The following is a 14,810-nucleotide window of genomic DNA, read 5'->3' as shown; positions in this document are numbered from 1 at the left end:
AATAAATGCTTTCATATTGATGCCTTTAGTGGTTGCTTTTAAGAGCCAGTTACCTCAAAATTAAACCTTTTATATTCTCATTCATTGTTTTTGTAGTTATACGGAGCCAAAAAGAAAATGGCAAAAGTAGTTGGAATTGACTTAGGTACAACTAATTCTTGCGTAGCAGTAATGGAAGGTGGGAAGCCCACAGTTATTGCTAACGCCGAAGGTTTTCGCACTACACCTAGTGTTGTTGCTTTCGCGAAAAATGGCGATCGCCTTGTCGGACAAATCGCTAAGCGTCAAGCGGTGATGAATCCGGAGAACACTTTCTACTCGGTTAAGCGTTTCTTAGGGCGCAAGCAGGAAGAAATCACCCACGAAGCAACCGAAGTTTCTTACAAAGTAGTTAAAGACAGCAACGGCAACGTTAAACTCGATTGTCCTCAAGCTGGTAAGCAGTTTGCTCCGGAAGAAATTTCCTCGCAAGTTCTCCGCAAGCTAGTTGACGACGCTAGTAAGTACACTGGCGAAACTATTACCCAAGCAGTAATCACCGTTCCTGCATACTTTAACGACTCTCAGCGTCAAGCAACTAAAGATGCTGGTAAGATTGCCGGTATTGAAGTAATGCGGATTATCAACGAACCTACTGCTGCTTCTTTGGCGTATGGTTTGGATAAGAAGAGCAACGAAACCATCTTGGTATTTGACCTTGGTGGTGGTACCTTCGACGTATCGATCTTAGAAGTTGGCGACGGCGTATTTGAAGTACTTTCTACTTCTGGAGATACTCACCTTGGTGGTGACGACTTTGATAAAAAGATTGTTGATTATTTAGCTGAAGAATTTCAAAAGCAAGAAGGCTTAGACTTACGGAAGGATAAGCAAGCTTTACAACGCTTAACTGAAGCCGCAGAAAAAGCTAAAATCGAACTTTCGAGCGTTACTCAAACCGAAATTAACTTACCATTCATTACCGCAACTCAGGATGGTCCCAAGCATTTGGATACAACCTTAACTCGCGGTAAGTTTGAAGAAATTTGCTCGAACTTAATCGATCGCAGTCGCATTCCGGTTGAAAATGCATTGCGCGACGCAAAATTAACCAAAGATAATATTGATGAAATCGTATTGGTTGGTGGTTCTACTCGTATTCCCGCAGTAAAAGAAGTAGTTAAGCGCGTATTAGGTAAGGAACCCAACCAAACAGTTAACCCTGACGAAGTTGTAGCTGTTGGTGCTGCAATTCAAGCTGGCGTACTGTCTGGTGAAGTTACCGGAATTTTACTTTTAGACGTAAGTCCGTTGTCTTTGGGTGTAGAAACCCTTGGTGGCGTAATGACCAAGATTATTCCTCGCAACACCACCATTCCTACCAAGAAGTCAGAAGTATTCTCCACCGCAGTTGACGGACAAACCAACGTAGAAATTCACGTACTCCAAGGCGAGCGTGAAATGTCCAACGACAACAAGAGCTTGGGAACTTTCCGTCTTGATGGAATTCCTCCCGCACCTCGTGGAGTACCTCAAATTGAAGTTGTTTTCGATATTGATGCTAACGGTATCTTGAACGTTACCGCGAAAGACAAAGGTACTGGTAAGGAACAATCCATCAGTATTACTGGTGCTTCCACTTTGGATAAAACCGAAGTTGAAAGAATGGTTAATGAAGCTGAAAGCTTCTCCTCAACCGACAAAGAACGTCGCGAGAAAATTGACCGCAAAAACCAAGCTGATTCCTTGGCATATCAAGCAGAAAAGCAGTTGCAAGAATTGGGAGATAAAGTCCCCGAAGAAGACAAAACCAAAATCGAAGGTTTAGTCAAAGATTTGAAAGAAGCCGTCACCAAAGAAGACGACGAGCAAATTCAAAAGGTAATGCCAGAATTGCAACAAGCATTATTCACAGTTGGTAGCAATATGTATCAACAAGCTGGTGCTGCTCCCGATGGTGCTGCTCCCGGTGGTGAAGCTCCCGACGGTGCGACTGGTGATGCAGGTGCTTCCCCAAGTGGTGATGATGTAATTGACGCTGACTTCACCGAGTCTAAGTAGTTATATAGAGGTGAGGTTTTTGCTCACCTTTATTTCAAATAATATTTTTTATCCCTGCATTTATTGGAATGTGGGGATTTTTGGTTTAATTGTCCCTAAAATAAATCCAGTTTTTAAAAACAATAATCAAAACGTATAAAATCGCATTTACTACTGCATAAATTGCTACAGTACGTGGACGAGTGGACGACCACCAGGCAATGGTTCCGGAAACAGGTCTTCAATTAACAACCACTGTTCCCATGTCAGATTCATAAGATATGCTGTCTTTCATGGCTCTAATGATGCATATGTCTTCAATTTGAGCTTAAACCTTGTGAGCTTTCTTACAATAGCCCCCCACTTTTAAAACATCCTCTTATAAAAAAGCCAACAGAAGTATATACCTCTGTTGACTTAAAAACTTAATCTTTTGTACCTTTATGACAATAAATCAAAAGAAAATTAACGATTCAGATAATACTTGAAATTAGTCGGACCTTCGTAACCAGAAACTTTTGCTAGTTCCTCAAGACTCTGCGCTCCGGTATAAGTTTTACCCTTTATCTTCCAAGTGGGATAACTTTGAATCCCAGCTGTTTTACACTCCGGTTTTTGATCGTTAGGAGTATCAGCAGGAGCGCAATCTGTATGGGGAACTTCTTCATAAGCTTCCTTGCCAAACAATAGCTTCTGATCGTGACAATGAGGACACCACCATGCAATATATTCTTTGGCTCCAATTTCTTTGAGGTGACGCGCCAATGCTATTTCCGCTTCCCCAGAAGTGGTGGTAACTTCCCAGCCAACTCCTGGTTGAGGAGGATTATCTCTAGTAGGAGTAAAAGTAATTTTTCCATCTTCAGCAACTTGTGCTGCGTTAGGAGAATCGGTTTGAACACTACCACCTGGTGTCACACCAGCGTAAACGCCTAAAGTGCCTATTAGCGTTACCATTCCCACGATAACTGCGGTAAAGAAGATTTGACTGATATCTTCCCAACTACGGCCAATAATTGTCAGCACTAACATAGTTAGAGAAAACAGAGCCGATGCAATACAGTAGGGGCAAGTAGTTTTGAGATAACTAAATAATACGAACATTAGATAGCTGCTGAAAACCGTCATGGCAATTGAGCCGATCAGCAGAAAAGTCCATGTTAAGTTTTCTAATTTCTGACGCTGTTCTTTATTTTCTCCGCCTTTTAAAAGTAAAGGCGCAAGAGCAAAAATCAGCATACTGAAATATGCTAGAAATCCGAATAACGCTAATGGTTGCCCAAGAACTTCTGCCCAAGGACTTGAAAGAACGCTATTACATCCAGCACCCGTACCCGCAGCAGCAGAAGAAGCAGTACAAGCCGCTTCTCCTCCCGATAGCTTAACAATGGTCAGATAACCAGTGACTAAAGCACCACAGGAAGCGATTCCTGCGATGAGCAAACGTGAGAAGCGATGAATCCAAGGAGTAGAACGACGACGAATCATAAGCTAAAACATTATTAATTGGGATTAATAAATCGGTTAAGGGGAATAATTTAGGAAATATTATTCTAAATCTATATACAGTTCCGTAATTAAAATCGGATTGCTATAGCTTAATTTAGTTAAAACTAAAATTAGCTGCAAGAATCCGAAGTTACTTTTAGTGTAACTAGACTTAAAATAATTAGACCTCAAGCATTCAAACAATAAATCAAACAATAAAAATCTTTTTTATTGCTGTTCCGCAGATTTGTTGGTAACTACTACAAATGCAAACCACCATTATTCCCAATTTCCGCATTTAACTGTCGTGGGTTCGGGGGTGGATAAGTCCGTGCGAAAAGCTAGGGCGATTTAAGACGGGAGCAGTAGTTGCGCCCAAGGTGTTGCCGTTAGGATACAGCCACGCCTGAGCAAAATTGAAGCCTCGATGCCTGAAAATTTTGCAATCCATAGATTTTCTAACAAGGCAGCAAAATCTGTAAGAATATGATTATGGAAATCTTAACTTATACATACCGCATTCATCCAGATATCGACCAAGAAGCTAAGATGCTTGATTGGCTTGAACAATGTCGCCGTGTCTATAATTACGCACTGCGACAAAGAAAAGACTGGATAAATAGCAGAAAGTGTAGAGTCAACTTTGCCCCGAATGTGGGACCGATGTGCCTAAAGACTTGAGTGTCAGGGTACATAATTGTCCAGAATGTCATGTCATCATGCCTCGTGATGTGGCTAGTACCGCTTGGCGGAAGTAAGAAGTAAGAAGTAAGAAGTAAGAAGTAAGAAGTTTGATTTTCTAAGCTTTTCAGCCATTTTTAATGGTTGCCTTATTTAAGCCGTGGTGTACTAGTGGAAAAATCATAGTAAACAGGGCCATTGCAGCCGTTAAAGGTCTAGCGGTCAAGCTGGATGTGGAGGAAGAATCAATAGATTCCCAATGAAGCACCAAGTTCTTAATGTGAGTTGAGAAGCCCACACTATATTACTTAGCGATCGCTAAGTAATGCTAAGTAATATAGTGTTGAGTGTTGGGAGTACGTCACGAATGTAGCTTTAAAGAAGATACTGATTCGGTTCTCGCTCCTAGGTTAAAATTTCGCCGAGCAGCCTCCACAAACTGACTGACACGGATTGGGTCTATTGTTTGGTCGCGATTGCCGTGGCGTTTCAAAGAACTAGAAACTATTACACCGTCAGCAGCTTGCATGAGTGTAGCAATATTATCCCAACTAGCTCCACTACCAACAAATACTGGAGTACCTTTTGCCGCTCTCGATGCTAGTTCCAAGTCTTCGGGATTTGGGGGATCGCCTGTAGCCCAACCTGACAAAATCACTGCATCTGCTAATCCACGCTCGATGGTGTCTTGGACGGCAGTAGTTAAATTAACCGAACCTAAAGGGCGAGCGTGCTTCACCAATACATCCGCGAGAATTTTCACCTCGCTACCTAATTCTCGACGGTATCTTAGTAACTGATGTGCCTCTCCTTCGATTAATCCTTGATCTGTTGCCATTACCCCAGTCAGCACGTTAACGCGGATAAACTGCGCTCCAGTACAACTTGCAATGGCGATCGCGCTGTGAGCGTCGTTTCGCAATACATTTAAACCTATAGGCAAAGTAATCAGGTTTTGTATGCGCTGCACTACAACAGTCATAGCGCTTACAACCGCAGGGTCTACCCGATTTTTAGTAAACGGCGCATCAAAAAAATTCTCGACAATAATGCCGTCAATTCCCCCACTAGCAAGGGCAACAGCTTCTTGTTCGGCACGGTCGATTACCGCTTTGAGACTACCTCCCCAACGCGGTGAAGTTGGTAGCGGTAACAAGTGAACCACACCAATAACGGGTCTTCGTGTTTTAAATAAATGATATAAATCCACGTCTTTTTTTTTTACGGACTCTGTGTGGTTTCCCGAACGGACAACGCTCTTTTGCGCCAATATTTAGCCTTAGCAACAATTGTGTTACTACAACCAATATCCTAAATGTATTCTGTAGCAAGGACAGAAAGCAAAAAACACCGGCCGTAAACCTTTCTTTAGTAGAGGAATTAACCAGCCAAGCAGCGATCTATATGCTTGGTTAAACCAAACAAAAAAACACACGAAGACTATTTTACCTGACAAGGCGCGTAAAGCCTCATCGTTATAGGGCGGGCGATGATGTAAGCCAGCCAACATCTAGGCTACAATTTTATCGTTGCAGGCTACGATAAAATGATTGTCTACGAAGCAAAATTAGAAGGAACCATCGACCAATATGAACAGTTAGACCAAGCGATTCGTACTGGTCGATTCGTGCGTAATTCTATAATTCGTGCTTGGATAGACAAAAAAATTAAAAGTCGTAACCAAGCCTATGCTTATTGTAAGGTTTTATCCGATAATCCCGAATATCCCTGGGTAAAACAATTAAACTCAATGGCTAGACAAGCTCATGCCGAAAGGGCTTGGGCAGCAATTGAAAGATTTTATCGTAATTGTAAAGCCAAAAATTCTGGGAAACAAGGATATCCTAAATTTAAAAAATATCAAGTTAGAGCATCAGTTGAATATAAAACTTCTGGTTGGAAATTATCTGACGATAGGCGTGATCTAAGTTTAACTGACGAACATTGGGCAGGAACTTTTAAATTATGGGGGACTCGTAATCTACATTTTTATCAACTCAAACAAATAAAGCGCATACGAATTGTTAGAAGACATGATGGTTATTATGCTCAGTTTTTGATTGACTATACGAGAAAGGAGAATAAAGAATTAACTAAAAAACAAACTGGCTTAGATCTTGGTTTAAATCATTTTTACACCGATTCTGAAGGCAACAAGGTAGATAATCCGAGATTTTTAATCAAGTCCGAACGAAAAATAAAAAAGTATCAACGTCGTTTATCTCGTACTACAAAGGCAAGTAAAAATCGGATTAAAGCTAAAAATCGATTGGGTAGAGCGCATCTCAAGGTTTCACGCAAACGTAACGATTGGGTATGTAAGTTAGCCCAGCGCGTCATACAGTCTAACGACTTGGTAGCAGTTGAAAACCTAATGGTGCGGAATATGATCAAAAATCATCATCTGGCTAAATCAATCGGTGATGCAGCTTGGTATAAATTTAGGGAATGGCTTGAGTATTTTGGAACAGTTTATTCCGTTCCGGTAATAGCTGTGGAGCCGAAATATACCTCACAAAATTGTTCTAACTGTGGTGAAAAAGTAGTAAAAACTTTAAGTACTAGAACTCATAAATGTCCCTATTGTAATTATGTTGCCGATAGAGACGAAAACGCCGCAATAAATATTTTAAAAGCTGCTTTAAGCCAATTATCAAATACGTTGGGGCGCAACGGAATTAACGCCTCCGGAGAGAATGACCTCTACGTGGAAGTGGAAACACAACCTCGCAAGCCGACTCGTAGAAAGAGGAAACCACTTCAGTAATGAAGTGAATCCCCGCTCGTTTACGAGCAGGAAGAACGTCAACCGGATTACCGCTATCTCTGAATCAAAAACGAATAAATTCTTCGAGTACCCTTTTTAAGTAAGCAGCAATATGAAAGTATTTGTCTTTGTCAAATATTTAGATAAAATAGTTCAGATACCTCCTCCAAGAGAAGTAATTTGGCAAAAAATATTTCATAAGATATGTTAAGATAAAACATGGTAAAAGAGGAGTCTGCCGCTCCGAGATGCAGCGGCTTGCAGCTTTATTTATAACAGTGTAGGCTGCAACGGATACAGGTAATCCAAAGGGAAAAGGGTAATATTACCGCTGACTAAAGCGTAACTCAGCCTGGGATTACATCATAGGGTAGCGACTTCTCTACATAAACCGACTTCGGTCGGCTGCTTCCTAAGGAGTAAATCAGTATTGTAGGGACTGCGGTAATGTCGAATACCATTTATTAACAGTATGTAAAAGAAAACTACAACAGGCTGAGCGATCGTGAAAAACTATTCAATATCTTATGTGTAATTAAAAGTACATACGATGTCATAGCACAATCTGCTTAATTTCCGATTTAGATAAAACCTTAATTTATAGTTGGTTGATGTCGGGTAAAAAGAGTAGACTAAGCATCTATGAGTTTTGCGATATTTCATGGCAAAATTCCTTCACTCGCCTTTTCGTTCGCTTAAACGTTCAACTCGAAACAGTAAAATATCTTTTATAATATGGGTGATAAGCCAACAATCGCAATTTCTCACCTTGGCTGCGAGAAAAATCGCATTGATACAGAGCATATGCTTGGTCTGCTGGTAGAAGCAGGTTACGGCGTAGATAGCAATGAAGAATTAGCGGATTACGTTATTGTCAATACTTGTAGCTTTATCGCAGCAGCGCGAGAAGAGTCTGTTAAAACTTTAGTTGAATTAGCAGAAGCTGATAAGAAAATAGTAATTACTGGTTGCATGGCGCAACATTTCCAAGAGCAGTTATTGGAAGAGTTGCCTGAAGCAGTAGCAGTTGTAGGTACGGGCGATTACGATAAAATCGTAAATGTCATTGAGCGAACCCAGCTTGGCGAACGTGTCAAGCAAGTAAGTGCCGAACCAACTTTTATTGCCGATGAAACAACGCCTCGCTATCGGACTACTTCAGAAGGTGTAGCTTACTTAAGGGTTGCTGAAGGATGTGATTATCGTTGCGCGTTTTGTATAATTCCTCATTTAAGAGGAAACCAACGTTCGCGTACCATTGAATCAATTGTTGCTGAAGCAGAACAGTTGGCATCTCAAGGAGTACGGGAGATAATATTAATTTCCCAAATTACTACAAATTACGGTATAGATATTTACGGTAAACCGCAGTTAGCAGAATTACTTCGCGCTCTGGGTAAAGTGAATGTACCGTGGATTAGGATGCATTATGCTTATCCAACGGGGTTAACCCCAGAGGTAATTGCGGCTATAAAAGAAACAGCAAATGTTTTACCTTATTTAGATTTGCCATTACAGCATTCCCACCCTGAAATTCTTCGCGCTATGAATCGTCCCTGGCAAGGACAGGTGAACGATACAGTTATTGAAAATATAAAGCGGGCATTGCCAAATGCCGTATTGCGAACAACCTTCATTGTGGGTTTTCCTGGCGAAACAGACGAGCATTTTGTGGATCTACGCCAGTTTGTTGAACGTCACGAGTTCGATCATGTGGGTGTTTTCACTTTTTCACCGGAGGAAGGAACAAAAGCCTATAATCTACCGAACCAGTTGCCGCAAGAAATAATGGATGAGCGGCGAGATATATTAATGCAAACTCAGCAGCCAATTTCCTTGAAAAATAATCAACTCGAAGTTGGCAAAGTAGTTGATGTGTTAATTGAGCAAGAAAATCCCATTCGGGCAGAACTAATCGGTCGTTCTAGTCGATTTGCTCCAGAAGTTGACGGACAAATATATGTTCGTGGGGAAGCAAGTTTGGGGAGCATCGCCAAAGTGAAGATTGACGCTGCGGATGCATACGACTTATATGGTGAAGTCGTAAAAGTTTTTTAGCTGTAAATTTTGGCTGTTAGTTATCAATTTTGCTTGACTAATGGTCAACAATTAACGCAAAAAATGATTTATTGAAGATTAAACTTAAAACATAGGAGAATTGATGAGTCTTACTTTTGAAGATTTAGGAATTTCAGAACAACGCCTTGCACAATTAGAGAAACTAGGTTTTAGCACACCTACAAACATTCAAGAACAAGCAATTCCTCAACTGTTATCCGGTCGCGATGTAGTCGGTCAATCCCAGACTGGAACGGGTAAAACAGCAGCATTTTCTTTACCAATTTTGGAAAGAATAGATGCCGATCACAAAGCAGTACAGGCAGTAGTTTTAGCTCCAACCCGCGAGCTAGCAATTCAAGTTCATAGTGCTGTTGCTGAATTTGTTGGCAGTCAAAGATTGAAAATATTGGCAATATATGGTGGTCAATCAATTGACCGTCAAATGATGCAGCTTAAGCGCGGCGTTCACGTTGTCGTCGGAACTCCAGGACGAATCATTGATTTGTTGGATCGGGGCTGTTTGAAGCTCGACCAGGTGAAATGGTTTGTGTTGGATGAAGCCGATGAAATGTTGAGCATGGGCTTTATTGATGATGTAGAGAAAATTCTTTCTCGGGCACCAAAAGAACGTCAAACCGCTTTATTCTCCGCCACAATGCCGCCTTCAATTCGCCAGTTGGTGAATAAATACTTAAACGATCCCGTAACGGTAACGGTTCAACAGCCAAAAGCGGCTCCGAATAAAATTAATCAGGTCGCTTACTTAATACCGCGTCACTGGACGAAAGCAAGAGCTTTACAGCCGATCTTGGAAATGGAAGATCCCGATACGGCGTTGATTTTCGTTCGTACCCGACGCACCGCAGCAGAACTAACAAATCAGTTGCAAGGAGCAGGTCATAGCGTTGATGAATATCACGGCGATTTATCTCAGCAAGCGCGGGAAAGGTTATTAGGACGCTTCCGCAATCGTCAAGTTCGTTGGGTTGTAGCAACTGATATTGCTGCCAGAGGTTTGGATGTTGACGAACTTACCCACGTAATTAACTTTGATTTACCTGATAGTGTAGAAACTTACGTTCACCGTATTGGTCGTACTGGTAGAGCCGGAAAAGAAGGAACTGCGATTTCCTTGGTACAGTCATTCGAGCGACGCAAACAGCAAGTTATCGAACGCCATAACAAGCAGAACTGGGAAATGATTTCGATTCCAACCCGCGCTCAAATTGAAGCGAAACAGTTGGTAAAATTGCAAGTTCAGGTTAAAGAAGCTTTAAGTGGCGAACGTTTGGCTTCATTTTTACCGATAGTGCGCGAACTAAGTGAAGAATATGATGCTCATGCGATCGCAGCAGCAGCATTACAAATCGCTTACGATCAAACCCGTCCAGATTGGTTAAAAGCAGATAGCATACCTGAAGAAGATGCAAAGAATTTTACTTCTTCAGCAAAACCCAAACTTCGTGGTGGAGGATCGCGTCGTTCAAATAGCGATCGAGGCGGCCGTCGTTGGGGAGAAGGTAAAAATAGAGATGGAAAACGTGGTGGTGGCAATGCCGGTGGTGGTACAAGCTCCAAGCCAAAACTAAAATCAAACGATCGGGAAACATCTTCTAGTGCTGCTAAAGAATCAGCATCTTAAATTTAGATTTGGTTTTCTTCTAGAAGGCGGGATCTCTACTGGTTACTTGATTTCATATTTCATATAGAGCAATACTGGTAGAGAAATCATCAAATATATCAGGTTCGTTTGACTACTTAAATTATTGACAAGGCTGTTAAAGACTGATAGGTAGCTGGAAAATTTTGAACGGTTATGAGTTGAACTACAACCGAAGATAAATGTAGAATCAATCGAACTTGATATTTCCAAAAAATTAAGCCAAGCGTGTTAAATCGCAAAGCAACTGGTTTCAATGCAAGCTTCATACTTCTGGATAATTCAGAAGTAAGTTTAGAAGAAAGCAATGGAGCCAGTTATTGTTTTTAGGAGTTAGGAGTTAGGAGTTAGGAGTTGGGAATAGGGAATAGGGAATAGGGAACAGGGAACAGTTAGGAGTTAGGAGTTAGGAGTTTTGACCTTTAACCTAATAATAATTAATTTAACCAAGGACGACTAATTTGCTCTAATTGAGTAACTTCATCGTCGCTTAATTTCCAATTTAGGGCACCAGCATTTTGTTGAACTTGTTCTGCTGTTTTTACTCCGGAAATTGGGATTACATTACCTTGAGCAATTAACCAGTTAAGAGCAACTTGTGCGGGAGTACGATTGTATTTTTCGCCGATGATGCGTAATAAAGATATTACTGGGTCAATTTTTTGTAAGTTATCTTTACTAAAACGCGGATCTATGCTTCTTGCTCCTGTAGGTTTCACACTGCTATCTAAAGAATATTTACCTGTAAGTAAACCTTGAGCTAAAGGGCTGTAAGCTAAAATTGTCACGCCTAATTGTTTCGCCGTAGCAATAATTCCCTGACTTTCAACTTGACGAGTTAATAAAGAATAACGCACTTGATTAACTGCCAAAGGTATGCCGCGACGAGCTAAAATTTGGTGTGCTTCCTGCATTTGCTCTTGAGAGTAATTACTTACACCAATTGTTTTAATTCTGCCTCTTTCTACCTCAGTTGCTAAAGCATTCATCAATGTTTCCTGGCTCATGAAAAAAGTAAAAGGCCAATGAACTTGATACAAAGCGATTTGCTCTACTTGAAGACGTTTAAGACTTTCTGTTAATGCTTCACTGACAGATTCAGCCGAAAATCGCCAAGGTAAAGGACCAAATTTTGTAGCTACCTGCACCTCTTTGTCCGTTTTTTTGATAAATTTTCCCAGCAATTCTTCTGATAGTCCTAACCCGTAGACTTCCGCAGTATCAAAAAAAGTAATGCCAGCTTCGATCGCAGCGTCAAAAGCTTGTTCTACCTGTTCCGAACCGTAGTCATTGCCATAATTCCAAAATAGTTTATCGCCCCAAGCCCAAGTACCAAGACACAAAGGGGTGACTGATACAGCGTTTTGTCCTAATGTGATGTTTTCCACTGGTAACTAAATATTTTTACAATACTTTACTTTAAGTGTATCGCTGTTGTTGATATTGAAAGCTTTATTGATGAATCGTTAGTGGGATAATAGCAAAGCAGCAACCAATTAATTTTGGTTACTTCGACTTTATTTATATTTTTACGTTTAAGTAGTTATGGCAAACAGCGATTCTTTACCGAATCCAGAATCTAACAACTCGGAAAAAATAAAATCGCTTCCTAGAATCAAGCTTTTAACAATGTTTCGCTTGGGTTTGTTTCAAATGGGGCTGGGGATTATGTCACTTTTGACATTGGGTGTACTTAACAGAGTCATGATTGACGAACTTAAGGTTTTACCCTTGATTGCAGCAGGTGCGATCGCCATGTACCAGTTTGTCAGCCCAGCGCGAATTTGGTTTGGGCAAATGTCCGATGCAAAGCCGATTGGTGGCTATCATCGTTCTGGGTATGTATGGATTGGAGCAGCTTTTTTTACTGTTATTTCATTTGTAGCGCTGCAAGTTGTGTGGCAGTTAGGCTTTAGTTTGCAGGCTCGTGGGTGGAGTTTTCAAACCTACGCTTGGACTGCAATATTGGCATTAATTTTTGCACTTTACGGTTTAGCTCTCAGTGCAAGTTCTACTCCTTTTGCGGCTTTGTTAGTAGATGTAACCGACGAAGACAACCGTTCTAAATTGATTGGGGTTGTTTGGTCAATGTTGATGGTTGGTATTGTAATAGGAGCGATTGTCAGTTCTAGATTATTGGAAACACCAGAAGTTTGCGGCGCGGCTATATTATCTTACAATCCTGCTCAAACTGAAAAAATAGCTGATATTGGGCAACTCCAAGCTGTAATCAATCCCGTATTTATTATTATGCCAGCCATAGTTTTTGGGCTGTGTATTTTAGCAACTTTTGGGGTAGAAAAAAAATATTCGCGTTACTCTTTACGTTCTCAAGCTGTTGAAAGAGAAGATCAAATAACTTTAAAAAAAGCACTAAAAGTTCTTACCGCTAACCGTCAAACAGGTTTATTCTTCGGATTTTTACTGATATTAAGTATAAGTCTTTTTATGCAAGATTCAATATTAGAGCCTTATGGTGGTGAAGTTTTTGGAATGTGTATTGCTGAAACCACAAGATTAAACGTTCCTTTTGGTATCGGTACTTTAATCGGGATTGCTTCAAGTGGCTTTTTAGTAGTACCTCGTTTGGGAAAGAAAAATACTACTAAATTTGGATGTATTAGCGCAGCAATCAGCAATATTTTTATTATTATGGCGGGATTGACTGCTAGCAAAAGCTTATTGATGGGTAGTTTACTATTTTTCGGTTTATCATCTGGAATGCTGACAGCAGGAGCTACAAGTTTAATGCTGGATTTGACTGCGGCGGAAACTGCGGGTACGTTTATCGGTGCTTGGGGATTAGCGCAATCAATGGCTAGAGGTTCTGCGACAGTGCTTGGTGGAGGTTTTCTAAATTTAGGTAAAATGCTGTTTGAGTTACCAGCAATGGCTTATGGGTTGGTATTTTTACTGCAAGCAATAGGAATGATTTTTGCAATTTTATTACTACGTAGAATTAGTGTTAAAGAATTTCAAAGCAATGCGAAGGTGGCGATAAGTTCGATTTTGGAAGGTGAATTAGATTAAATCAATTATCAATTATCAATTATCAATTATCAATTATCAATTACCTTTTCAGATATGAACGATTGGAATACTATTTTAGAATTTTGTCAAACTACTACTGTTAGAGTCGGAAAGCAGTTAATGCAAGATTTTGGTAAGGTGCAAGCCGATAATAAAGCTGATGGTAGTTTGGTGACGAAAGCCGATAAATGGGCTGATAATCAAATTCGAGAGTTTATTAAGGCTCAATTTCCCAATCATGGTGTTCTCAGCGAGGAGAATGATAAAGTTTTTCCTGATAATGAGTGGTGCTGGATTGTCGATCCTTTGGATGGTACTACTAACTTTACGAGGGGAATTCCTATCTGGTGTATTTCTCTAGGCTTGCTTTACAAGGGTACACCTGTATTTGGTTATGTTTATGCTCCTCCTACCAATGAAGCTTTTCACGGTTATTGGCAAGGTGATTCTGGATTGGATTTACCACAGGGAGCATTTCGCAATAATCTTCTAATTAAAACCAGTGATGATGAAATTAGTAAAAATCATTTTTTCAACGTATGCTCTCGCAGCACGTCGATAATTACTCCAGATTTTCCTTCTAAAATTAGAATGCTTGGTGTTGCTAGCTATAATTTTCTCACGGTAGCAACGGGAGCAGTATTGGGTGCTGTTGAAGCGACACCCAAGGTATGGGATATTGCCGGAGCTTGGGTTATTTTACAAGCTGCGGGAGGTTTTTGGATATCTTTGAAATCCGAGCCTTTTCCTTTGATTGTAGGTGAAGATTATAGCGCGAAATCTATACCTACTTTGGCTGTAAGTAAACCAGAATTAATTGAGGTATTTAAACCTTTTGTGGTTAGTTGTTAGTCGTTAGTTGTTAGCTTGTAGGTTGGGTTAGGCGCACGAAGAATGGTAGTTTTTGACTAGATATTAATCTATGCGCCGTAACCCAACATCTTTATTATTGGTATTTCATAATATCTCAAATACCAATGTTGGGTTACGACACGATAATCATCAATTCACGTTGCCTACTTAAATTATTTTCGTGTCTAACCCAACCTACATCTTTATTATTGGTATTTCATAATATCTCAAATACCAATGTTGGGTTACGAC

General features: G+C 40.4%; 11 protein-coding genes. 8 read left to right on the top strand and 3 right to left on the bottom strand.

All coding sequences use genetic code 11. The features are described 5' to 3' along the window. Positions 1-117: 117 nt before the first annotated feature. Complete coding sequence (gene dnaK / locus ACM03V_RS09415) at positions 118-2,040, top strand: molecular chaperone DnaK (protein ID WP_414620507.1); 1,923 nt, start codon at positions 118-120, stop codon at positions 2,038-2,040. Positions 2,041-2,484: 444 nt separating this feature from the next. On the opposite strand, the gene ACM03V_RS09410 is transcribed toward dnaK, so the two are convergent. Next, a complete protein-coding gene (locus tag ACM03V_RS09410; RefSeq protein WP_414620506.1) occupies positions 2,485-3,507 on the bottom strand; it encodes a vitamin K epoxide reductase family protein in 1,023 nt (340 codons plus the stop codon). Positions 3,508-3,999: 492 nt separating this feature from the next. Here ACM03V_RS09410 and ACM03V_RS09405 point away from each other — a divergent pair, with 492 nt between their 5' ends. Both ACM03V_RS09405 and ACM03V_RS09400 read left to right on the top strand, forming a co-directional pair. After that, positions 4,000-4,188 carry a helix-turn-helix domain-containing protein gene (locus tag ACM03V_RS09405; RefSeq protein ID WP_414620505.1) on the top strand — a complete coding sequence of 63 codons (189 nt, stop codon included), beginning with the start codon at positions 4,000-4,002 and terminating at the stop codon, positions 4,186-4,188. Further along, positions 4,173-4,265, top strand: coding sequence for a hypothetical protein (locus ACM03V_RS09400; protein WP_414620504.1), 93 nt, complete (start codon positions 4,173-4,175; stop codon positions 4,263-4,265). The genes ACM03V_RS09405 and ACM03V_RS09400 overlap by 16 nt, the downstream gene beginning before the upstream one ends. Before the next feature lie 284 nt (positions 4,266-4,549). On the opposite strand, the gene btpA is transcribed toward ACM03V_RS09400, so the two are convergent. Then, positions 4,550-5,398 carry a photosystem I biogenesis protein BtpA gene (gene btpA, locus ACM03V_RS09395; RefSeq protein WP_414620503.1) on the bottom strand — a complete coding sequence of 283 codons (849 nt, stop codon included), beginning with the start codon at positions 5,396-5,398 and terminating at the stop codon, positions 4,550-4,552. A 336-nt stretch (positions 5,399-5,734) separates the two neighbouring features. Here btpA and ACM03V_RS09390 point away from each other — a divergent pair, with 336 nt between their 5' ends. From ACM03V_RS09390 to ACM03V_RS09380, 3 genes are all read left to right on the top strand, one after another. Then, positions 5,735-6,955, top strand: coding sequence for an RNA-guided endonuclease InsQ/TnpB family protein (locus tag ACM03V_RS09390; RefSeq protein ID WP_414620502.1), 1,221 nt, complete (start codon positions 5,735-5,737; stop codon positions 6,953-6,955). A 735-nt stretch (positions 6,956-7,690) separates the two neighbouring features. After that, positions 7,691-9,013, top strand: coding sequence for a 30S ribosomal protein S12 methylthiotransferase RimO (rimO, locus tag ACM03V_RS09385; RefSeq protein WP_414620501.1), 1,323 nt, complete (start codon positions 7,691-7,693; stop codon positions 9,011-9,013). A 103-nt stretch (positions 9,014-9,116) separates the two neighbouring features. Continuing rightward, on the top strand, positions 9,117-10,658 hold the full coding sequence (locus tag ACM03V_RS09380; protein WP_414620500.1) for a DEAD/DEAH box helicase: 1,542 nt from the start codon (positions 9,117-9,119) through the stop codon (positions 10,656-10,658). Positions 10,659-11,113: 455 nt separating this feature from the next. Here the strand turns inward: ACM03V_RS09380 and ACM03V_RS09375 are convergent, their stop codons facing one another. Further along, on the bottom strand, positions 11,114-12,064 hold the full coding sequence (locus ACM03V_RS09375; protein ID WP_414620499.1) for an aldo/keto reductase: 951 nt from the start codon (positions 12,062-12,064) through the stop codon (positions 11,114-11,116). A 157-nt stretch (positions 12,065-12,221) separates the two neighbouring features. Here ACM03V_RS09375 and ACM03V_RS09370 point away from each other — a divergent pair, with 157 nt between their 5' ends. Beyond that, positions 12,222-13,706: a BCD family MFS transporter gene (locus tag ACM03V_RS09370; protein ID WP_414620498.1), complete on the top strand. Its 1,485-nt coding sequence runs from the start codon at positions 12,222-12,224 to the stop codon at positions 13,704-13,706. Between the two features lie 54 nt (positions 13,707-13,760). Continuing rightward, on the top strand, positions 13,761-14,558 hold the full coding sequence (locus ACM03V_RS09365) for an inositol monophosphatase family protein (protein ID WP_414620497.1): 798 nt from the start codon (positions 13,761-13,763) through the stop codon (positions 14,556-14,558). Positions 14,559-14,810: the final 252 nt, after the last annotated feature.

The organism is Calothrix sp. CCY 0018, from assembly GCF_963920925.1.
GTDB lineage: Bacteria > Cyanobacteriota > Cyanobacteriia > Cyanobacteriales > Nostocaceae > Rivularia.
The sequence above is the reverse complement of the archived record's forward strand: the minus strand, read 5'-3'. Positions and strand labels throughout refer to the sequence as shown.

What these genes read in the sequence shown, in the direction of transcription:
- ACM03V_RS09410 (WP_414620506.1), bottom strand. Translation starts at nt 3,507, where the DNA reads ATGATTCGTCGTCGTTCTACTCCTTGGATTCATCGCTTCTCACGTTTG.
- ACM03V_RS09370 (WP_414620498.1), top strand. Translation starts at nt 12,222, where the DNA reads ATGGCAAACAGCGATTCTTTACCGAATCCAGAATCTAACAACTCGGAA.
- ACM03V_RS09365 (WP_414620497.1), top strand. Translation starts at nt 13,761, where the DNA reads ATGAACGATTGGAATACTATTTTAGAATTTTGTCAAACTACTACTGTT.
- dnaK (WP_414620507.1), top strand. Translation starts at nt 118, where the DNA reads ATGGCAAAAGTAGTTGGAATTGACTTAGGTACAACTAATTCTTGCGTA.
- ACM03V_RS09405 (WP_414620505.1), top strand. Translation starts at nt 4,000, where the DNA reads ATGGAAATCTTAACTTATACATACCGCATTCATCCAGATATCGACCAA.
- ACM03V_RS09380 (WP_414620500.1), top strand. Translation starts at nt 9,117, where the DNA reads ATGAGTCTTACTTTTGAAGATTTAGGAATTTCAGAACAACGCCTTGCA.
- rimO (WP_414620501.1), top strand. Translation starts at nt 7,691, where the DNA reads ATGGGTGATAAGCCAACAATCGCAATTTCTCACCTTGGCTGCGAGAAA.
- ACM03V_RS09390 (WP_414620502.1), top strand. Translation starts at nt 5,735, where the DNA reads ATGATTGTCTACGAAGCAAAATTAGAAGGAACCATCGACCAATATGAA.